The organism is Arthrobacter sp. KUASC02 (assembly GCF_059739395.1).
The window spans coordinates 2,374,540-2,394,564 of record NZ_AP046053.1 but is presented as its reverse complement, the minus strand read 5'-3'; the positions used below and the strand labels follow the sequence as shown (position 1 = coordinate 2,394,564).

Genomic DNA, 20,025 nt, shown 5'->3' with positions numbered 1-20,025 from the left:
CCACCGGTCCGCCCCCTTCCGCCGGTGCCGGGACGGTGTGACATATGACTTTTCGCCTGCGCGTGCAAGGTATTCTGTAGGGGTGTTTGGACGTAAAAAGGAAGCGCCGACGGCGCAGGACGTAGTTGACCAGCAGGCAGCCGAGGCCTTGGCCCGGGATACTGCCCTCGGCAAGGGCGCGCCCACGCCCAAGCGCAAGGCACAGGAAGCGGCGCGGAAGCGTCCCCTGGTGCCGGAGGACCGAAAGGCCTCAAAGGCCGCAGAACGGGCGGCCGTGCAGGAGCAGCGGATCAAGATGCGCCAGGCGCTGGATACGGGCGACGAAAAGTTCCTGCCCCTTCGGGACAAGGGCCCGCAGAAGCGCTACGCGCGTGATTATGTGGATGCCCGCTTCAGCCTGGGCGAGTACCTGATGTTCGGCGCACTGGTGTTCGTCATTGTTTCCCTGCTGGTGCCGTCCACCAGCGAGGCGATGATTTATGTCCTGGGCGGTTTCTGGGTCATGTTCCTGGCTGTTTTCGTTGACGTCTTCATCCTGTCCCGCAAGCTGCGCAAGCGCCTCACCGAAAAGTTTGGCGAGGTGGAACGCGGCACTGTCTGGTATGGCTCCATGCGCTCGCTCCAGTTCCGCAAGCTCCGCCTTCCCAAGCCGCTCGTCAAGCGCGGAGAATTCCCCGCCTGATTCAGGCCACAAAAGAAACCCCCGGCAGCCTGGGCTGCCGGGGGTTTCGTCGTTTCCGGGGGCTTGCAGCCCGGGCGGCTGCTACGCGCGGGTCTGGCGGCGGGCGGGGTGCTTGGCGAGCTGCCGGTTGATGCCGGCGGCCCAGAACGGCCCCTCATACAGGAAGGCCGTGTAGCCCTGGACCAGGGTGGCGCCGGCGTCGAGCCGTTCCTGGACGTCCTTCGCGGTCTCCACGCCGCCGACCGACACAAGGGTGAGCGCACCGCCGGTTGCTTCCTTGAGGCGTCTGAGAACTTCAAGGGACCTGGCCTTCAGGGGCGCGCCGGAGAGGCCGCCGGGCCCGCAGTCCTGAATTTTTGCAGGGTCGGAGGTGAGCCCGTCCCGGCTGATGGTGGTGTTGGTGGCGATGATCCCGTCCAGCTTGAGGTCGAGGGCCAGCCTCGCGACGTCGTCGATGTCCTCATCCGTCAGGTCGGGGGCGATCTTCACCAGTAGCGGGACGTGCCTGCCGGCGGCACTGTCCGCTTCTTCGCCGACGGCTTTGAGCAGCGGGCGGAGGGTTTCCACGTTCTGGAGTAGCCGGAGCCCAGGCGTGTTGGGGGAACTGACGTTGACCACGAGGTAATCAGCGGCGGGCGCAAGGCTCCGGGCGCTGGTGAGGTAGTCACTGACTGCGTCGTCGAGCTCCACCACCTTGCTCTTGCCGATGTTGACGCCGATCACCGGACGCACCCCGGGGTGGCTGCGCTGCAAGGCAGCCCTGGCGGACTTGAGCCGGGGGGCGACGGCTGCGGCGCCGTCGTTGTTGAATCCCATCCGATTGATGACGGCTCTGTCCTCGATGAGCCGGAAGAGCCGGGGCTTTTCGTTGCCGGGCTGGGCCTGCCCGGTGATGGTTCCGACTTCCACGTGGCCGAACCCGAGTTCGGTCAGCGCTTCTATGCCGTGGCCCTCCTTATCAAAGCCGGCAGCGAGGCCGAACGGCGACGGGAAGGTGATGCCGAAGGCCTCGGTCTGGAGCGACGGCGCGGGGGCCGTGAACTTGGCGAGCACCTTGCCCGCCCCGGAGCTGTGGGCCAGCCGGATGGCACGGAAGCCGATCTTGTGGGCGCGTTCGGCGTCCATCCATGAAAAGGCCAGGCGAAAGAAGGTGGGATATACGCGCATGACACCAGTTTTCCGGTTCAGGCTCCGCAGACCAAACCGGCGCGCTCGTGCGGCGTGCGGTGTGACGGATTCTGCAGGCACCCCGGCCCGCTCGCTGCTGTGGCCTGCGTTGTTTAGGCTAATGAAATGAGGTGGCACACAGATATCCTGGGGGACGATTTCGAAGCCTGTTCCTACCAGGCCACGGGCGACGACGGGGTGGAGCGCACCGCTACCCTGGTCCGGCACGCGCCCAAGGGCGAAGGACCAGGGGGCGTCCGCCCCGGAGGCCGGCCGCTCCCCCGCCGGGCAGTCCTGTTCCTGCACGGCTGGAGCGATTATTTCTTCAACGTGGAGCTAGCCCGGTTCTGGACAGGCAAGGGCTTTGAGTTTTTTGCCCTCGACATGCACAACCACGGGCGGAGCCTGCAGCCGGATACCCACGGCGGCTATGTGGCCAACCTCGACGACTACGACGCCGAAATCAGCAAGGCAATCGGGATCATGGGTTCCCTCTGGCCGGAACAGGCCGGCGGGCTGCCGGTGACCCTGATGGGCCATTCGACCGGCGGCCTCATCGCCGCCCTGTGGGTCAGCCGGCATCCGGGGGTTGTTGCCCAGCTGGTGCTGAACAGCCCTTGGCTGGAAATGCACGGCAATTCCCTGGTTCGGCGCGCCACCCGGTCCATGGTGGGGCCGCTGGCCCGATACCGGCCGGAGGCTGTCCTGCGGCTCCCGGAGCGCGGTTTCTATTGGCGCAGCATCAGCAGCGAGGCCGAGGGTGAGTGGACACTGGACAACAAGTACAGGCCGCCCCTGGCTTTTCCCGTCCGGGCGGGCTGGCTCAGTGCTGTCCTGGCCGGGCATTCCCGGGTGGCCCGTGGACTGCGGATCGACATTCCCATCCTGGTGCTTCTTTCCGAAACCAGCGAGAACGGGATGTTCTGGACCGAAGCCATGCGAAGGGCGGACGCGGTGCTGGACGTGAACACAATCGCGATCAGGGCCATGGCCCTGGGCCGGACAGTCACCCTGGAACGGATTGACGGCGCCCTCCACGATGTCTTCCTGTCTCCGCCGCACGTCCGGGCCGACGCGTATGCCCGGCTGGGCCGCTGGATCCGGGGCTACGTGCTGGACGACGGCGGCCCGGAGTGAAGGCTGCTGCCCCGGTGGCGCCGCGCTGGCTGCCCGACCAGCTCGGTTCAGCTTTCGAGTCCCTGGCACTGCCGCTGCCCGACGACGACGAAGGCGAGGTTTGTGCCACGCTGGTGCGCCATGTGCCGGCCGCGCCGGCGGGTCCGCCCGGCTTTCTTGCGGCGCTGCGGAACAAGGGCTTCCGAACGTTGGCCTGGCCGGTCCCGGACTCGGCGGCACGCAACACTCCCGGGCATCCCGCGGCCGTCATCTACCTGCACGGCTGGGCGGACTACTTCCTGCAGTCCGAACTGGCTGAATACGTCGGTGCCCACGGACTGTACTTCTATGCGCTGGACCTGCGGAAATTCGGGCGCAGCCTGCGGAACTGGCAGACGCCGGGCTACACCACGGACCTGGCCGTGTATGACGAAGACATCGCCGCCGCCATGGATGCGATCCGGACGGATGTGGCGGAGCGCACCGGCCAGGCCGGGGACCCTTCCATCCACATGCTGGCGCATTCACTTGGCGGGCTGATTGGTGCGCTGTGGGCCGACCGCAATCCGGGCGCGCTGGGGAGCCTTGTCCTGAATGCGCCGTGGCTGGAGCTCCAGGGCAGCAGCCTGATCCGAAACATCGCCATGCACCTGGTGGAGCCGATCGCGCGGACGGATCCGCAGCGGCCCTTCCGTTTTCCGGAGATGCCCGGCTACTGGGAGAGCGTCAGCGACCAGGCCCACGGCGAGTGGTTCCTGGATCCGCAGTGGCGCCCGACGGCGTCGTTCCCCATTCGCGCGGGCTGGACCCGGGCGGTCCTGGCCGGTCATGCCGCCGTCGAACGGCGCCTGGACATTGCGGCGCCGGTCCTGGTGATGCTTTCTGACCGCACCAAAATCCAGGCCGAATGGTCTGAGGAGCTCATGTCCGCAGACGCCGTGATTGATGTGGAACAGACAGCCCGCCGCGCCCTCGGCCTGGGACGCCGGACTGCTGTATTCCGGTATCCGGGAGCCATCCACGACGTCTTCCTGTCACGCCGTGAACTGCGCCAGGAGGCGTACCGGGACCTGGTGGCCTGGCTGCATTCCCATTCCGGCTAAGCGCCGGCCGGGGCCGCATCCACAGCGCCGCCGTACCGGCGGTCCCGCCGGGCGTAGACTTCGACGGCGTCCCAAAGCGTGCGGCGGTCGACGTCGGGCCAGAGCGTGTCCATGAAGACGAACTCGGCATAGGCGGACTGCCACAGCATGAAGTTGGAGAGACGCTGCTCGCCGGAGCTTCGGAGGAAGAGGTCGACGTCCGGCAGGTCCGGCTCGTCCAGGTACTTCTGGATGGTCCGCTCGGTGATGGCGCCCGGTTTGAGCCTGCCGGCCGCCACGTCTTCGGCGATGGCCGTCACCGCATCGGCGATCTCGGCGCGGCCGCCGTAATTAACACACATGGTCAACGTACACGTGCTGTTGCCCCGCGTGTAGTCCTCCGCCTCTTCCAGCTCGCGGATCACCGAGCCCCAAAGCCGGGGCCGGCGACCCGACCAGCGGATGCGGACGCCCCATTCATCCAGCTGGTTCCGCTGGCGCCGTAGCACATCCTTGTTAAAACCCATCAGGAAGCGGACTTCCTCCGGGGAACGCCGCCAGTTCTCCGTGGAGAACGCATACACCGTGACGTACTTGATGCCCAGTTCAATGGCACCCGCCACAACGTCCAGCAGTGCCGGTTCGCCGGCCTTGTGCCCTTCGATCCGCGGCAGCCCGCGCTGGTTGGCCCAGCGGCCGTTGCCGTCCATCACGATCGCCACGTGCTGCGGGATGAATTCCTCGGGAATCGACGGCGGCACGGCCCCGGAGCTGTGCGGATACGGTGCTGTCACCGGTGCGGTCCGCTGCCGGACGGGAGTTTTCTTCTTTCCAAGGGCCACAGTCAGCTACGCTCCACATGTTTAAGTGATTTCAGCACACGTTCAAGATGCCATTGCAGATAGCTGGCCACCAAACCGGCAGCCTCCCGCCGGTGGACAGCAAGGGAAGCATCCGCCGTCGTCCAGTCCCCGGTCAGCAGTGCCCCGAGCAGGAAGACCGTCTCGGCTGCAGGCGCCGGTGATCCGGGCGGACGGCAGTTGGCGCACACCATGCCGCCCAGCGGGGCTGAAAAGGCGGTGTGCGGCCCCGGCGCACCGCAGCGGGCGCACACCGTGAAGCTGGGCGCCCATCCCCCCGTTGCCAGGGCGCGCAGGAGATACGAGTCGAGGATGAGTTCGGGGGTGTGCTCGCCGCGGCTCAGCGAGGCCAGCGCCCCGACCAGCAGGTTGTATTGCGCGGTTCCGGCTTCGCCGTCCACGTCTGTCAGCTTTTCGGCGGTCTCGGTCATGGCCGCCGCCACCGTATAGCGGCCATAGTCCGCCGCGATGTTGCCGCCGTAGGCGCCCTTGGCCACAGCCTGCGTGACGATGTCCAACGTCCGGCCGGAAATCAGCTGCAGGTCGGCCACCATGAACGGTTCCAGCCGGGCGCCGAAGCGGCTGCTGGTGCGCCGCACGCCCTTCGCCACCGCGCGGACCTGGCCGTGGTGCTTCGTCAGGAGCGTGATGATCCGGTCCGCTTCGCCCAGCTTGTGGGTACGCAGCACCACGGCATCATCGCGGTATGCGCGCGCAGAGAAGGAGGATTGTTGGGCCACGGTTAATCTTTGCACTGACTTTCTGGTTAACGCGGCTGCTGCGCCACCGGATTGCTCCGGGGCGCAGCAGCTCAGCGGATCGAACAGTCAGTCTAGGCCTGTGCGTCCCGGATCGCACGGTTGACGGCGGAGACAACTGCCTTCAGCGAGGACGTGGTGGTGTTGGAGTCAATGCCGACACCCCACAGCACCCGGTCGCCCACCGTGCATTCAACGTACGCGGCCGCACGGGCATTGCCGCCTTCGGAGAGTGCGTGCTCACTGTAGTCCAGCACGCGCACGTCCACGCCGTCCTGGCCCAGGATCCCCAGCAACGCCGCGATCGGGCCGTTGCCGGTGCCGGTGCGGCGAACCTGGACACCGTCCACCGTGACGGTCGCATGCAGCGTCATGGTGCCGTCGTCGTCCGTTTCCGTGCTGAACGAACCCAGCGAGTAGCGGCCCCACTGGCCGTCGCCCTTGCTGGAGGGCAGGTACTCGTCCTGGAAGATCTGCCACAGCTGGGATCCGCTGACTTCGCCGCCGACAGTGTCCGTCCGCTTCTGGATGACGCCGGAAAATTCGATCTGGGCGCGGCGCGGCAGGTCCAGGCTGTGCTCGTTCTTCAGCAGGTAGGCCACGCCGCCCTTGCCGGACTGCGAGTTGACGCGGATGACGGCTTCGTAGCTGCGTCCGAGGTCCTTGGGATCAACCGGCAGGTACGGAACCTGCCAGGTGTAGTCGGCCACATCCTTGCCGGCCGCCGCGGCGTCCTTTTCGAGCGCTTCAAAGCCCTTCTTGATGGCATCCTGGTGCGAACCGGAGAACGCGGTGAAGACCAGGTCCCCGCCGTATGGGGAGCGCTCCGCGACCGGCAGCTGGTTGCAGTACTCCACGGTCCGGCGGATGTCGTCGATGTCCGAGAAATCGATCATGGGGTCGATGCCCTGGACGAACATGTTCAGGCCCAGCGTGACGAGGTCCACGTTGCCGGTCCGCTCGCCGTTGCCGAACAGGCATCCTTCGATCCGGTCGGCGCCGGCCAGGTAGCCCAGTTCGGCGGCGGCAACACCGGTACCGCGGTCGTTGTGCGGGTGCAGGGAGAGAATGATGCCCTCGCGGGGGTGCAGGTTGCGGCTCATCCACTCGATGGAATCGGCGTAGACGTTGGGGGTGGCCATTTCCACGGTTGCCGGCAGGTTGATGATGACCTGGCTGTCAGCCGAGGCTTCGAAGACATCGGCCACAGCGTTGCAGACGCGGACGGCGTATTCGAGTTCCGTGCCGGTAAAGGATTCGGGAGAGTACTCGTAGGTGATGTGCGTGTCCGCCAGCGTTTCCTCGTACTTCTTGCACAGGCGGGCGCCCTGGAGCGCGATGTCCAGGATGCCGTCCTCGTCCTGGTTGAACACCACGCGGCGCTGCAGGACCGAGGTGGAGTTGTACAGGTGGACGATGGCCTGCTTGGCGCCGACCAGGGATTCGTAGGTCCGCTCGATCAGGTGCTCGCGGGCCTGGGTCAGCACCTGGATGGTGACGTCATCCGGAATGTGGTTGCCTTCGATCAGCTGGCGGACGAAGTCGAAGTCAGTCTGCGAGGCTGACGGGAAGCCAACCTCGATCTCCTTGTAGCCCATGCGGACCAGCAGATCGAACATCTTCATCTTGCGGGCCGGGCTCATGGGATCGATCAGGGCCTGGTTGCCGTCCCTGAGGTCCACGGCGCACCAGCGCGGGGCCTTGGTGATGACCTTGTCCGGCCAGGTCCGGTCCGGCAGTTCAACACTGATCTGGTCCTGGAACGGGATGTAGCGGTGGACGGGCATTCCTGAGGGCTTTTGTGCGTTTCGCATTACTATCTGGGCCTTTTCTGTGGTTCCTATGTGAAAGGTGGCCGGGCAACACAAACTCCGCGACGAGGATTGGCCTTGCGCTAGATCGCGTCTGAGGCCTCGCCGCGGCAGCTAAGAAGAAGGAGTTCTGCGCGCACCATTTCACACTAACACGGGTGCGTAAGATGAAGGAGCAACACCTCCAGCAACGTCCACCATGCAGACGCTGCCCCCGGTGCCAGCGCCGGAGGCAGCCTTCACCTGAAGGAGCACTTGTGCCAAACTCGGGGATCGACCTGTCCAACATCGACCACACCGTCCGGCCGCAGGATGACCTGTACCGGCACATCAACGGTGCGTGGCTGAAGAGCACCACCATCCCGGACGACCGCCCCCTCGAAGGAACCTTCACGGCCTTGCGGGACGGCTCCGAACTGGCGGTCAGGGAAATCATCGAAGAAGCCGCCGCACGCGGCGAAGATGGCAGCGGCATCGAACGTAAGGTCGGGGACCTCTACAACAGCTTCATGGACGAAGCCACAGTGGAGGCCAAAGGCATGGACCCCATCCGGGAACGGCTTGCAGCCGTCTTCGCCACACAGTCAGCCAGGGACGTCATCGAACTGGCCGGAAGGCTCTTCCGTTCCGATGTTTCCGGGCTTTTCTACATTTATCCGGCCCCCGATGCTGGCAACCCGGACCGGATCCTGCTGTACACCGGCCAGGGCGGCCTCGGTTTGCCGGATGAATCGTACTACCGCGAAGAGAAGTTCGCCCCGATGGTGTCGGCCTACCGGGAGCACGTCCGGACCATGCTTGGCCTCGCGGGAACCGCGGACCCGGAAGGTGCCGCGGACCGGGTGGTCCGGCTGGAAACAGCCCTTGCCTCGCATCACTGGGACAACGTGACCCTGCGCGATCCGCAAAAAACGTACAACCTGAAATCCGCCGAAGAGGCCGGTGAGCTGTTCCCGCTCTTGGACGCGTGGTTCGAAGCCGCCGGAATCGCTGCCGAAAAGCGCGCGGAGATCGTGGTCAGCACCCCTGACTTCTTCGCCGGGGCGGCCGGCCTGCTCGAAACCGAACCCCTGGAGGCGTGGCAGGATTGGCTGGCCATGCGCGTTGTCAGTTCTGCCGCACCGTATCTCGCGGCCGAATTCGTGGACGCGAACTTCGCGTTCTATGGCACCACCATCAGCGGCACGCCGCGTAACAAGGACCGCTGGAAGCGCGGCGTCGCCGTCGTCGAAGCCTCCCTGGGCGAGGCGGTCGGCCAGATCTACGTTGCCCGGCACTTTCCCGAGACCCACAAAGCCCGCATGCAGACCCTCGTGGGCAATCTCATCGAGGCCTACCGCGAGAGCATCACCGGGCTCGCCTGGATGGGTGAGGACACCAAACTCGAAGCCCTCAAAAAGCTCGAGGCGTTCCGTGCCAAGATCGGCTACCCCGATGAGTGGATTGACTACTCCGCCGTGGAGATTGACCCCAGCGACCTTCTGGGCAACGTTGAGCGCGCACACAACGCCGACGTCGACAGGCACCTGGACGAGGTGGGCAAGCCCGTTGACAAGAACAAATGGCTGATGACGCCGCAGACAGTCAATGCGTACTACCACCCGCTCCTGAACGAGATCGTGTTCCCGGCAGCGATCCTGCAGGCCCCGTTCTTCACGGCCGACGCCGACGACGCCGTCAACTACGGCGGCATCGGTGCTGTGATCGGACACGAGATCGGACACGGCTTCGACGACCAGGGCTCGCAGTTCGACGGCGGCGGCGCCCTCCGCAACTGGTGGACCGAGGATGACCGCACGGCGTTCGAGGCCCTGACGTCCAAGCTGGTGGCCCAGTTCGACGCGTTGTCGCCCACCGCAGCCCCTGGCCACCACGTCAACGGCAAGCTCACCCTCGGGGAAAACATCGGCGACCTGGGCGGGCTCACCATCGCCTACAAGGCCTACCTGATCAGCCTCGACGGCGCCGAGCCTCCGGTGCTGGACGGCCTGACCGGACAGCAGCGGTTCTTCGCCTCGTGGGCTGCCGGCTGGCGGCAGGTCATCCGGAATGAGGAAGCCATCCGCAGGCTCGCCACGGACCCGCACTCCCCCAACGAGTTCCGCACCAATGCCATCGCCAAGAACCTTGACGCCTTCCATGAAGCCTTCGGTGTATCGGAGCAGGACGGCATGTGGTTGCCCGTGGAGGACCGGGTCAGCATTTGGTGACCGGGCAATAACGACGAGACCTGCGGGGCCGGCCACTGTTTGTGGCCGGCCCCGCAGGTCTTTGCATGGGGCACGTCGGCAAACCGACGCCGTCCCCTGTGCCGCTGTGCCTCTGTGCCGCGGTGCCTCTACCGAGTGATCAATTCCGGGTTGGCCTGCTGGCAGACCGTGTCCCCGGCAGTCTGATTGACGATGTCGTTGGGGAGCGCCACGGCGCCCAGCTTTGTTCCGGACATGAAGTCGGTGCCAAGGTAGACCTGCACGCCGCTGACCCCGGTGGCGGGGAGGACCTGCGTGGCGGGAATCTCAAGCAGTGCCGCGACGTCAGCGGCCACGTCCTCGAAGCCGGGTCCGTAATACACCGCCGTCTTCTCGACGGACTGCGCCACCAGCGGAGCCACCTGGGTGAAGCCACCGGCGATAATTGCCTGGGTGATCTCCTGGGTCCGCGCCGGAACTCCTGTACCGTTCGCGACGGTCACCGGCTGCAGCGCCTTGTCGTAGGGCGGCAGCGGGGTTGCAGTTGGCGTCGACGGGGACGGTGCGGGTGCTGACTCGGTGGGTGCCGCGGTGGGGCTCGGCGACGCCGTCGGGTCCGTCAGGTCAACGTCCTTGCGCAATGCGGCGAAAAGCTGCGAGGCGGCCGGCTCGGCAACCGTGAGCCGGTTGGGATCGCTGGGCGCCGCCGTGGTGGGAACGGCCACGAACGCCACCTTGCTGATGTCAATGTTTTTGAGGCGGTTGCCGATGGTGAGCAGTGACGGGACGGACGCCAAACCATCGTCCACTGTGAGGTTCTGGGTGACGACGTCTGCGATCTTGAGCATCTTCTGGGGGTCGGACAGCGTGCCGTCATCCTTGATCTTGCGGGTGAGGGAGGACAGGAAGCCCTGCTGTGCCTTGATGCGGCCAAGGTCGCCGCCGTCCGCGAACGCATGCCTGGTCCGCAGGTAGGCCAGTGCCTGCTCGCCCTGCACCTGCGAGGTTCCGGCGGGGAGCCGCAGGCGGGAGTCGGGGTCATACACGGCGTCGCTGATGCAGACTTCCACGCCGCCCACGGCGTTGGAAAGTTCCTTCACGGCGTTGAAATCCGCCATCATGAAGTGGTCGATTTCCAGGCCGGTGATCTTGTTCACCGTATCCACCGCACAGCCGATTCCGGCCTGCTTCATGGCTTCGTTGATCATCACTCCGCTCTGGGCGGGGTACGACTGCTTGGTCTTCTGGTCCGTGCACTCCGGGATGTCCACCAGCAGGTCGCGGGGGAAGCTGATGACGCTGACCCGCTTGTTGTCCGCAGAGATGTCCATCATCATCATGACGTCCGACTGGCCGTAGCCGGTTGAATCCTCGGCGGTGCCGTATTCCGAGTTCTTGCCGTCCCGGGTGTCTGAGCCCAGGATCAGGATCTGCATCCGGTCCTTGGAGTCGTTGACGGGATCCTCGGTGCGGCTGCTGCCGGCACCCAGGGGCGCTTTGTTGATGTTCAGCTGCAGCCTGATGACCCAGAAGGCGGCGAATGCCAGTCCTCCAACGAGGAGCAGGGCCACAATGGCGCTGGCCACTTTGAACCAGGCGGGTTTGCCCCGCATGGCGCCGAGGTGCCGGGCCGGGCCCATGGCCTTGTTGTCAGAGTGCCGGGCGGCGGCGTCGGACGCTGGCGAACCAATGCCTTGTCCGGGAGTGTCTCGGCGTCGCACCACGTGGTGTTACCTTCCTCTATAAAACGGGTTCGGTCCATTTTAGTGGCCGAGACTGGGAAAATGCCCGATGCCCGGAGGCCGCCGTCGTGCGGGCCCGGCCGGGCATGCCTGGCAGCAGCCGGGTAGTGCCCGGGCAGCAGCCGGGTAGCAGCCACTCTCCGGTGGACCCGGTGGCTGCCGCAAACCGTGATGCGGGTTAGAAACCGAGCTTGACCAGCTGCTTCGGATCCCGTTGCCAGTCCTTGGCCACCTTGACGTGCAGGTCAAGGTAGATGCGCGTTCCGAGCAGCGCTTCGATGCCCTTGCGTGCAGTGGTGCCGACTTCCCGCAGCCGGGCGCCGCCCTTGCCGATAATGATGGCTTTCTGGGACGGCCGCTCCACGTAAAGGTTGACCCGGACGTCGAGGAAGGGGCTGTCCTCGGGCCGGCCCTCGCGGGGAACAATCTCCTCGACCACGACGGCGAGGGAGTGCGGAAGTTCGTCGCGGACGCCCTCCAGGGCGGCTTCACGGATCAGTTCGGCCACCATGACGGCTTCGGGCTCGTCAGTAAGGTGGCCGTCCGGATACAGCGGCTGGGACGGCGGCATGTGGCTGATCAGGACGTCCGCCACCGTGCTCACCTGGAAGCCGTCGGTGGCCGACACCGGAACGATGTCCTTCCAGCCGTCCTCGCCGAGGACCTCGCGTCCCAGTGCGGCGACGGCAAGCAGCTGTTCGGTCAGCGCCTGCCGGTCCACGAGGTCGGCCTTGGTCACAATTGCGATGATGGGCTTCTTGCCTACCGCGGCCAGCTGCGCGGCGATGAAGCGGTCGCCGGGGCCGATCTTCTCGTTGGCCGGAAGGCAGAAGCCGATGGCGTCCACTTCGGAAAGGGTGTCCGCCACGAGGTCGTTGAGGCGCTTGCCAAGCAGCGTCCGCGGCCGGTGCAGGCCGGGAGTGTCGACGAGGATCAGCTGGGCGTCGTCCCGGTGCACGATTCCACGGATGGTGTGGCGCGTGGTCTGCGGCTTGGCCGAGGTGATGGCCACCTTCTTGCCCACCAGGGCGTTCGTCAGTGTGGACTTACCGGCGTTCGGCCTGCCCACAAGGATCGAAAATCCGGCACGGAAGCCGCCAAAGGCCTCGCCGTCCGCTTTATTCTGCTTGCTCACGTGGAACTCCCTGTTGCGTTGTTTCGGCCTCGTCGAGTAGGTCTTCAAGGTCAGTTTGTTCTGGAACAGCGCCCTTTGCAACGGGCGCCGCGATGATGTGGCTGACCCGGTTGCGGCGGCCTTCCAGCCGGTCGGCCCGCAGCGAGATCCCGTCCACTTCGACGGTGCTTCCGACGATGGGAACCCTGCCGAGGGCCTTGGCCAGCAGGCCGCCGACGGTGTCCACTTCGTCGTCGTCGAGCTCCACATCAAAAAGCTCACCGAGGTCGTCGATGCCCATCCGGGCACTCACCCGGTAGCTGCCGTCACCCAGCGCGACGGCCTCGGCGCTCTCGGTGTCGTACTCGTCCACGATCTCGCCGACGATCTCCTCAATCAGGTCCTCGAGGGTGACCAGGCCGGCCGTTCCGCCGTACTCGTCGATCACGATCGCGACATGCGTGGATTCCTTCTGCAGTTCGCGGAGCAGGTCGCTGACCTGTTTGGACTCCGGTACGTAGCGGACTTCGCGGGCAAGTTCATCCACGATGGGGGGTTCCTCCCCCGGGCGGAGGCTGTGCAGCGCCGCGGCGACATCCTTGAGGTAGACGATGCCCAGGATCTGGTCGGTGTTGTCCCGGATGACGGGGATCCGCGAGTAGCCCGACCGCAGGAACAGGGACATGGCCCGGTGCAGGCTCGAGCCGGCGTCGATGCTCAGGATGTCCGTCCGGGGCACCATCACGGCACGCACCAGGGTGTCACCGAAGTCGAAGACGGACTGGATCAGTTCGGCCTCGTTGTCCTCGATCATGTCCGATTCGGTGGCCCGGTCCACGAGCTCGCGGAATTCCTCTTCACTGAACGAAGCCTCATCAACGCCGCGCCCGCCCGGTGCCACGGCGCTGCCCAGGGCGACCAGCCAGCCGGGGATGGGACCCAGGACCCAGCACAGGAAACGGATGACCGGCGCAGTTGTCCGTGCGACAGCGGCAGCGTGCGCGCGGCCCAGTTGTCGAGGCGAAACGCCCACAATCACGAAGCCCACGACGGCCATGATGCCGGTGGCAGCCAGTCCGGCGAGCCACACGCTGTCCCACAGGCTGTGCAGGAGGACCGCGACTGCCACGGCCGAGGCCATTTCGAACCAGATGCGCCAGAACCTCAGGGAGCGCATGTGCGCCATCGGCTGGTCCAGGATGCGTTTGAGGGCCTGCCCGTCGCTGCGGAGAACAGCTTCTTCGGCGTCGTGGCGGGGCAGGAAGTTAAAGGCGGACTCCGCCGCTGTCAGCAGGGCGGCGAAACTGAGGAAGACCACCGCCATGCCAACGAGGATCAGTGGGGTCACTGCATCGTCTCTGACGGGGCTTCTTTGCCGGTGAAGCCCTCAAGCAGTTCCCGCTGCAGGCCGAACATCTCTTCTTTTTCTTCCGGGTCGGCGTGGTCGTAGCCCAGGAGGTGCAGGATCCCGTGGGTGGTCAGCAGCAGCATCTCGTCCTGGGTGGAATGTCCGGCGTTGCGTGCCTGGACTTCCGCCACTTGCGGGCACACGGCAATATCGCCGAGCATGCCCTGCGGCGTCGGCTTGTCCGGCGTACCCGGAGTCAGTTCGTCCATGGGAACGGACAGGACGTCGGTGGCGCCGGGCTCATCCATCAGCTCGATATGGAGTTTTTCCATGGCGGGTTCGTCCACGAGGAGGATGGAAAGCTCGGCCTGGGGGTGGATGTACAGGCGTTCGAACACATACCGGGCCAGGGCAACCAGCTGGGCTTCGTCCACCCGGACGCCCGATTCGTTGTTTACTTCGATGCTCATGCGTGTTCTCCCCGCTTCTCCCGGGGCACGGAATGCTTCACCCGGTTCCTTTGTGCCTCATCCCAAATGCCGTAGGCGTTGACAATGTCGCCGACGAGGCGGTGGCGCACTACGTCTGAGGCGTCCAGCACGCTGAAGTTGACGTCGTCAATGCCCTGGAGGATCTCCTCCACGATCCGGAGGCCGGAACGGGTGCCGAACGGCAGGTCCACCTGCGTGACGTCCCCGGTGACCACCATTTTGGAGCCGAACCCGAGGCGGGTCAGGAACATCTTCATCTGCTCCGGCGTGGTGTTCTGGGCTTCGTCGAGGATGATGAACGCGTCGTTGAGCGTTCGGCCGCGCATGTAGGCCAGCGGGGCCACTTCAATGGTGCCCGCCGCCATCAGCCGCGGGATGGACTCCGGGTCCATCATGTCGTGGAGCGCATCGTAGAGCGGCCGCAGGTACGGATCGATCTTGTCGCTGAGCGTCCCGGGCAGGAAGCCCAGCCGTTCGCCGGCCTCCACCGCCGGCCTGGTGAGGATGATGCGGCTGACTTCCTTCTGCTGCAGGGCCTGGACGGCCTTTGCCATGGCGAGGAAGGTCTTGCCGGTGCCGGCCGGTCCGATTCCAAAGATCACCGTGTTCGCGTCGATGGCGTCCACATAATTCTTCTGGTTCAGGGTCTTCGGCCGGATCGTCTTGCCACGGCTCGAGAGGATGTTGTAGGTCAGCACCTCAACGGGGTTCTGGAGCGACTGGCTCCGGAGCAGGGCAGCGAGCTGTTGCAGCACCGCCGGTGTGATGACTGTGCCCCGGTCAACGAGGCCCCTTACTTCATGGAGCAGGCGCATGATCCTGGGAACGTCGGCCGCGGGACCGCTGATGGCCAGTTCATTGCCGCGGACATGGAAATCCACGGCAGGAAACTGTTCCTCGATAAAACGGAGGGCCTCATCGTGACTGCCGAGGGACTGAACCATCTGTTCGGAGTTGTCGAAGATGACCACCTCCGTCCGGACACCGGGAAGACTGTGGGGAAATTCACCTGTGGTGCGCTCACCGGCGCTGAACCGGGGCCTTCCGTTTGTTGCTTCAGTCATGGTGCCGGCCTGCGGGCCTCTGGTCCCCTCCAGTTAGGAAAATTGTTTCTCTGGCCGATCACTTCGCCCCCGCTGCTTCAGCGTCGGACTCCGTGCGCGGCCGAGTCCTTATATCTTACGCCAGTAAGCCGTCCGGGGGCCGCGGGGCGTGCCCGCCAGGCGTTGGGCCGCAACCGCTTCGTTGCAGATTCCCGTCATTAGGTATCAACTTCGTATCGGCCTCGTATCGTTCCCGTTGCAGTTCGGCAATCCGTCCGCAAACGCCGCAGGGCGCCTGGAACTCTATGTAATGCTGGAATCCATCGCGGGCTTTCGCCCGCCACGGACCACTTCATCGGCAACGTTTATAGGACAGGGCAGGTACCGGGATCACCATGGAGAGCAGGAACCCACGACGCCGGCAGGCAGCAGGAGGCAGGCGGAAACGTTCCGCCGTGCTCCTGTTTGTGCTGCCCGCCGCCATGGTGCTGTCCTCCTGCGTCGCCACTCCCCAGCCGTCCACAAACACCGCTGCCAGCACGCCCCAGACCGTCACCGGGTCCGCCACCGCGGGCGTTCCCAGCACGAGTGCTCCACTGGAAACCACGCAGGCTTCCAACAAGGCACCGGTGTACTGGATCGGGCGCAGCAACGAGAACGTCTTCCTGTACCGCGAATTCCGCGATGTCCCGGAGCAGGAAAACCCGGTGACCAGGGCCCTGCGCTCCATGATGTCGGATAAGCCGCTGGATCCCGACTACTTCACGCCGTGGCAGAACCCGAAGAAGCTGGCAACGTCGATTTCCGGCAAGAACGTCATCACGGTGGACGTCTCACCGGATGCCTTCAACAGCAACCTCGACGAGGACATGGCCAAGCGCGCCATCCAGCAGCTGGTCTACACGGCAACGGCCGCGGGAGCGAGCTCAGGGCTGGTGGACTCGGGCCAGCAGATCCAGGTGGTCATCCTGGTTGACGGGCACACGGATTACCTGGCCTTCAACCACGTTCGGCTCGGCAGTCCCACTCCCCGCGGGGCGGGCATGGTGGCTCCGGTATGGATCATCGATCCCCAGGAGGGTGTGGGCGTCCCCGACGGCAGTGTCAAGATCAGCGGACGAAGCACGCTGCCCGGGGGCAAACTCAAGTGGAAAATCCTGAAAGTCGACGGCAGCAGCGATAAGACGGCCTATTTGGGCGGCGATGTCACCGCCTCGGCAGACCAGGCACAGTCCGGACTCTTCTCGCTGAATGTCAACCTGGCACCTGGAAACTATGAGATCCGGGTATTCCAGGCCGACCCCGGGAAACCCGACCGGGAACTGAATGTGGACTCCCGCGGTTTCAAGGTTGCCTAGCGCCTGAGCGCTTCCCCCTGGAGGGGCAACGCCACGTGCCGCCCGTGGACAACCGCTGCCGGCGTGCGGTGGCTACCAGCGGCCCAGGATGTCGCTGGCGAGGACGGTGGCGGCCGGTCCTGCCGTGGACGACCTCAGCACGTGGTGGCCCAGAAGCGCCGTCACGGCGCCGGCCCCGCACAGCCGGGTGACCTCCCGCGGACTGATGCCGCCTTCGGGCCCCACAATCAGCAGGATTTCGCGCGGCCCCGGCACCGGTGCACCGGCGTTGTCTCCGCACCACGCCTCGAGCACGCTCCGTAGCGGACGCACGGCATCCTCATGGAGGATGATGGCCAGGTCCGCGGCGGAGACTGCCGCCTGAAGTCCGGCACCGTCGACGGCGGCCCGGACTTCGGGAATCCAGGCCCGCCGCGCCTGTTTGGCAGCTGCAGTCACCACGGACTGCCATTTGGCATGGGCCTTCGCGGCCCGTTCGCCTTTCCACCGGACGATGGACCGTTCGGACTGCCACGGGATGATGGCGTCGATCCCCAGTTCGGTGGCGGTTTCTGCGGCGAGTTCGTCCCGGTCGCCTTTGGCCAATGCCTGGACCAGGACCAGGCGGAGGTCCGGGCGCTCCTCGGTGTCGAGGACGGAACACTCCACTGTCAGTTCACCCTGGCCAACTGCGGCGACCGTGCCGGTCAGCCTTTTGCCGGCGCCGTCGGCGATGTCAACGGACTCCCCCACGGCAATCCGCTTGACGGTGACCGCATGCCTCGCCTCTGCGCCTTCGAGGACAAAGTGCGAACCGGGAACCTGGTGGTCCAGGGCTCCGGGGGTTGCGAAAAAGACCGGGTTGCTCACCGCTACAGGTTACCGAGCCGGTCCCGCAGCTTGGCGAAGACACCGCCGCTGGCGGAGAGTTTCCCTTCGGTGTACTGCTCGCCACGGAGTTTCGCGAGCTGCCGCAGCAGGTCTTCCTGCGCGGCATCAAGCTTGGCCGGAGTCTCGACCTGGAGGTGGACTTTCAGGTCGCCGCGGCCGTAGCCCCGGAGGTGGGTCACACCGAGGCCGCGAAGGGTGATGACCTCGCCGGACTGGGTGCCCGCCTTGACGTCGATCTCCTGCTGGCCGTCGAAGGTGTCCAGGCTCAGTTCGGTGCCAAGGGCTGCTGCAGTCATCGGGATGTGCAGGGTCGCGTGGAGGTCATCGCCGTCGCGTACGTAGGTGGCGTCATTGTTGACCCGGATCTCCACGTAGAGGTCGCCGGAAGGTCCGCCGGCGGGTCCGGCTTCGCCCTGGCCGCCCAGCTGGATCCGGGTTCCGGTGGCCACGCCGGCAGGGACCTTGACGGTCAGCGAACGCCGGCTGCGGATGCGGCCCTGCCCGTTGCACTCGTTGCAGGGATCCTTGATGACGGTTCCGAAGCCCTCGCAGGAGCCGCAGGGCGCCGCGGTCATGACCTGGCCCAGGATGGAACGGACGGCCCGCTGGACCTGGCCGCTGCCGCCGCAGATGTCACAGCGGACGGGGTGGGTCCCGGGCTGGCAGCAGGAGCCTTCGCAGGTGGGGCACGTTACGGCCGTGTCCACTTCGAGCTTCTTGTTCACGCCGAAGACGGCGTCGCGGAGGTCGATGCGGACGCTGATGAGGGCATCCTGCCCCCGGCGGACGCGCGAGGCAGGTCCGGACGAGCCGCCCGCACCGAAGAAGGTGTCGAAGATGTCCTGGAAGGCGAAACCCTGCCCCGAGTAGCCGGCGCCGCCGAAACCGTTGTCGGTGCCGTTCTCGTTGCCGGTGGTGTCGTAGACGCGGCGCTTCTGCGGATCGGACAGCACTTCATAGGCGTGCGTGACAGCCTTGAAGCGGTCCGAGGCATCCTCACCGGGGTTCACGTCCGGGTGCAACGTCCGCGCAAGCTTTCGGTAGGCCTTCTTGATCTCTTCGCCCGTCGCTTCGGGTGAGACTCCAAGAACGTCGTAGTGGCTGCTCAAAGTTCGTATCTCTTCCTGGTTGTACTGCCTGTAATGCCTTGGGTGGTGCCTATAATGCTGCTGCCGCCCCCGGAAGCCGGGACACGGAGGCCTGGTTGGCTGATGAAGGGCTGGTCAAGGCCCGAGGATCCTGGAAAGGTAGCGTGCCACGGCACGGACCGCGGCCATGGTGGTGGGATAGTCCATCCGGGTGGGCCCAAGTACGCCCACCTTGGCACTGGAACCGGGCCCGTAGCCCGTGGCCACCACCGAGGCTTCCGCGAGGCCGTCGTAGGGATTCTCCCGGCCGATGCTGACGGTCACGCCGCGGGGGTCCTGCGCCATCTCGCTGAGCAGGCGGAGCATGACCACCTGTTCCTCAAGCGCCTCGAGGACCGGGCCGATGCTCAGCGGGAAGTCAACGTTGGACCGCGCGAGGTTGGCGGTGCCGGCCATGACCATCCGCTCTTCGCGGGTACTGCTGGCCAGGGCATCCAGGCCGCGGGCCAGCGCCTGGGCGGCGTGCCGGCGTGCCGGTTCACAGCTTGCGACGACGGCGGGCAGCGCTTGCGGGAGCAGGCTCAGCGGTGTCCCCGCCAGGCTCTTCAGGAACCGTGTGCGGAGGCCGGCGACGGCCTCGTCGCTGAGCTCCTGGCCGACGTCGATGACCCGTTGTTCGACCTTACCGGTGTCCGCAATCAGGACAGCGAGGACCTGGCGCGGCGCCAGCAGCACAAACTCGATGTGCCGCACCATGGCACGGCTGAGGTGCGGATACTGCACCACGGCCACCTGGTTGGTCAGCTGCGACAGCAGCCGCACGGTACGCTCCAGGACGTCGTCCAGGTCGTCCGAACCTTCGAGCAGCGTCTGGATGGCCCGGCGTTCGGCCTGCGACAGCGGCTTGACGGCGGAAATCTGGTCGACAAAGAGCCGGTAGCCCTTGTCGGTGGGGATCCTCCCCGCGCTGGTGTGCGGCGCCGTGATCAGGCCCTCATCTTCCAGGGCCGCCATGTCATTGCGGATGGTGGCGCTGGAGACTCCCAGATGGTGTCTCTCCACCAGGGCCTTGGAGCCCACAGGTTCGCGGGAATGGACGTAGTCCTCCACGATGGCGCGCAGTACTTCAAGCTTGCGTGGTTCGCTCATTCTCCACCTCCGATCGGCTTAACCCGGGCCGCGGACCGGCTTTTTCGCCTGCCAGATCCCGTCTACCGTTAGCACTCGTCATGTCTAAGTGCTAACCAGTCTAATATGAGTCGCCGCGTTGTTAGCATTGGTACCGCTCCGGGCGAAACTCCAGAGC

The 20,025-nt window shown here is 65.7% G+C and carries 17 protein-coding genes; 5 read left to right on the top strand and 12 right to left on the bottom strand.

Going from position 1 to position 20,025, the window contains the following annotated elements; translation table 11 throughout:
* Window positions 1-82 precede the first annotated feature (82 nt).
* Window positions 83-682 carry a DUF3043 domain-containing protein gene (locus AC6JAC_RS11015; protein ID WP_028269168.1) on the top strand — a complete coding sequence of 200 codons (600 nt, stop codon included), beginning with the start codon at window positions 83-85 and terminating at the stop codon, window positions 680-682.
* An 81-nt stretch (window positions 683-763) separates the two neighbouring features.
* Here AC6JAC_RS11015 and AC6JAC_RS11010 read toward each other — a convergent pair whose 3' ends face one another.
* Window positions 764-1,849, bottom strand: coding sequence for a quinone-dependent dihydroorotate dehydrogenase (locus tag AC6JAC_RS11010; protein WP_028269167.1), 1,086 nt, complete (start codon window positions 1,847-1,849; stop codon window positions 764-766).
* A 126-nt stretch (window positions 1,850-1,975) separates the two neighbouring features.
* Between AC6JAC_RS11010 and AC6JAC_RS11005 the strand changes: the two genes are divergently transcribed.
* Both AC6JAC_RS11005 and AC6JAC_RS11000 read left to right on the top strand, forming a co-directional pair.
* Window positions 1,976-2,986, top strand: a complete 1,011-nt coding sequence (locus tag AC6JAC_RS11005; RefSeq protein WP_028269166.1) for an alpha/beta hydrolase — start codon at window positions 1,976-1,978, stop codon at window positions 2,984-2,986.
* The gene (locus tag AC6JAC_RS11000) at window positions 2,983-4,068 is read left to right on the top strand and encodes an alpha/beta hydrolase (protein WP_028269165.1); all 1,086 of its coding nucleotides are present in this window, start codon (window positions 2,983-2,985) and stop codon (window positions 4,066-4,068) included. Before AC6JAC_RS11005 ends, AC6JAC_RS11000 begins: the two co-directional genes overlap by 4 nt.
* Here AC6JAC_RS11000 and AC6JAC_RS10995 read toward each other — a convergent pair.
* The 3 genes from AC6JAC_RS10995 to leuA form a co-directional block, all read right to left on the bottom strand.
* Window positions 4,065-4,889 (bottom strand): isoprenyl transferase, encoded by an 825-nt coding sequence (locus AC6JAC_RS10995; RefSeq protein WP_028269164.1) that lies wholly within the window; start codon window positions 4,887-4,889, stop codon window positions 4,065-4,067. The two genes, AC6JAC_RS11000 and AC6JAC_RS10995, sit on opposite strands and share 4 nt — an antisense overlap.
* A 2-nt stretch (window positions 4,890-4,891) precedes the next feature.
* The gene (recO, locus tag AC6JAC_RS10990; protein ID WP_043437341.1) at window positions 4,892-5,647 is read right to left on the bottom strand and encodes a DNA repair protein RecO; all 756 of its coding nucleotides are present in this window, start codon (window positions 5,645-5,647) and stop codon (window positions 4,892-4,894) included.
* A 92-nt stretch (window positions 5,648-5,739) separates the two neighbouring features.
* On the bottom strand, window positions 5,740-7,479 hold the full coding sequence (gene leuA / locus AC6JAC_RS10985; protein WP_028269162.1) for a 2-isopropylmalate synthase: 1,740 nt from the start codon (window positions 7,477-7,479) through the stop codon (window positions 5,740-5,742).
* A gap of 254 nt (window positions 7,480-7,733) precedes the next feature.
* On the opposite strand from leuA, the gene AC6JAC_RS10980 reads away from it, so the two are divergent.
* A complete protein-coding gene (locus AC6JAC_RS10980) occupies window positions 7,734-9,686 on the top strand; it encodes a M13 family metallopeptidase (RefSeq protein ID WP_347894526.1) in 1,953 nt (650 codons plus the stop codon).
* 128 nt (window positions 9,687-9,814) lie between these two features.
* On the opposite strand, the gene AC6JAC_RS10975 is transcribed toward AC6JAC_RS10980, so the two are convergent.
* From AC6JAC_RS10975 to AC6JAC_RS10955, 5 genes are all read right to left on the bottom strand, one after another.
* Entirely contained in the window at window positions 9,815-11,389 is a 1,575-nt protein-coding gene (locus AC6JAC_RS10975; RefSeq protein ID WP_454698686.1) for an LCP family protein, read from the bottom strand.
* A gap of 196 nt (window positions 11,390-11,585) precedes the next feature.
* Window positions 11,586-12,542, bottom strand: coding sequence for a GTPase Era (era, locus tag AC6JAC_RS10970; protein WP_028269159.1), 957 nt, complete (start codon window positions 12,540-12,542; stop codon window positions 11,586-11,588).
* Window positions 12,526-13,869 carry a hemolysin family protein gene (locus AC6JAC_RS10965; RefSeq protein WP_028269158.1) on the bottom strand — a complete coding sequence of 448 codons (1,344 nt, stop codon included), beginning with the start codon at window positions 13,867-13,869 and terminating at the stop codon, window positions 12,526-12,528. The genes era and AC6JAC_RS10965 overlap by 17 nt, the downstream gene beginning before the upstream one ends.
* A complete protein-coding gene (ybeY, locus tag AC6JAC_RS10960; RefSeq protein ID WP_028269157.1) occupies window positions 13,866-14,339 on the bottom strand; it encodes an rRNA maturation RNase YbeY in 474 nt (157 codons plus the stop codon). The genes AC6JAC_RS10965 and ybeY overlap by 4 nt, the downstream gene beginning before the upstream one ends.
* Complete coding sequence (locus AC6JAC_RS10955; protein WP_043437338.1) at window positions 14,336-15,424, bottom strand: PhoH family protein; 1,089 nt, start codon at window positions 15,422-15,424, stop codon at window positions 14,336-14,338. Before AC6JAC_RS10955 ends, ybeY begins: the two co-directional genes overlap by 4 nt.
* A gap of 374 nt (window positions 15,425-15,798) precedes the next feature.
* Here AC6JAC_RS10955 and AC6JAC_RS10950 point away from each other — a divergent pair, with 374 nt between their 5' ends.
* Window positions 15,799-16,761: a GerMN domain-containing protein gene (locus AC6JAC_RS10950; protein WP_347894534.1), complete on the top strand. Its 963-nt coding sequence runs from the start codon at window positions 15,799-15,801 to the stop codon at window positions 16,759-16,761.
* A gap of 72 nt (window positions 16,762-16,833) precedes the next feature.
* Here AC6JAC_RS10950 and AC6JAC_RS10945 read toward each other — a convergent pair whose 3' ends face one another.
* From AC6JAC_RS10945 to hrcA, 3 genes are all read right to left on the bottom strand, one after another.
* Complete coding sequence (locus AC6JAC_RS10945) at window positions 16,834-17,610, bottom strand: 16S rRNA (uracil(1498)-N(3))-methyltransferase (protein ID WP_497964682.1); 777 nt, start codon at window positions 17,608-17,610, stop codon at window positions 16,834-16,836.
* A 2-nt stretch (window positions 17,611-17,612) separates the two neighbouring features.
* The gene (dnaJ, locus tag AC6JAC_RS10940; RefSeq protein ID WP_028269153.1) at window positions 17,613-18,740 is read right to left on the bottom strand and encodes a molecular chaperone DnaJ; all 1,128 of its coding nucleotides are present in this window, start codon (window positions 18,738-18,740) and stop codon (window positions 17,613-17,615) included.
* Window positions 18,741-18,854: 114 nt separating this feature from the next.
* Window positions 18,855-19,868, bottom strand: coding sequence for a heat-inducible transcriptional repressor HrcA (gene hrcA, locus AC6JAC_RS10935; RefSeq protein ID WP_028269152.1), 1,014 nt, complete (start codon window positions 19,866-19,868; stop codon window positions 18,855-18,857).
* Window positions 19,869-20,025 lie beyond the last annotated feature (157 nt).

Excerpts from the sequence above, each read along its gene's own strand:
- leuA (WP_028269162.1), bottom strand. The coding sequence starts at position 7,479 with ATGCGAAACGCACAAAAGCCCTCAGGAATGCCCGTCCACCGCTACATC.
- AC6JAC_RS11005 (WP_028269166.1), top strand. The coding sequence starts at position 1,976 with ATGAGGTGGCACACAGATATCCTGGGGGACGATTTCGAAGCCTGTTCC.
- AC6JAC_RS11010 (WP_028269167.1), bottom strand. The coding sequence starts at position 1,849 with ATGCGCGTATATCCCACCTTCTTTCGCCTGGCCTTTTCATGGATGGAC.
- AC6JAC_RS10955 (WP_043437338.1), bottom strand. The coding sequence starts at position 15,424 with ATGACTGAAGCAACAAACGGAAGGCCCCGGTTCAGCGCCGGTGAGCGC.
- hrcA (WP_028269152.1), bottom strand. The coding sequence starts at position 19,868 with ATGAGCGAACCACGCAAGCTTGAAGTACTGCGCGCCATCGTGGAGGAC.
- AC6JAC_RS10950 (WP_347894534.1), top strand. The coding sequence starts at position 15,799 with ATGGAGAGCAGGAACCCACGACGCCGGCAGGCAGCAGGAGGCAGGCGG.
- ybeY (WP_028269157.1), bottom strand. The coding sequence starts at position 14,339 with ATGAGCATCGAAGTAAACAACGAATCGGGCGTCCGGGTGGACGAAGCC.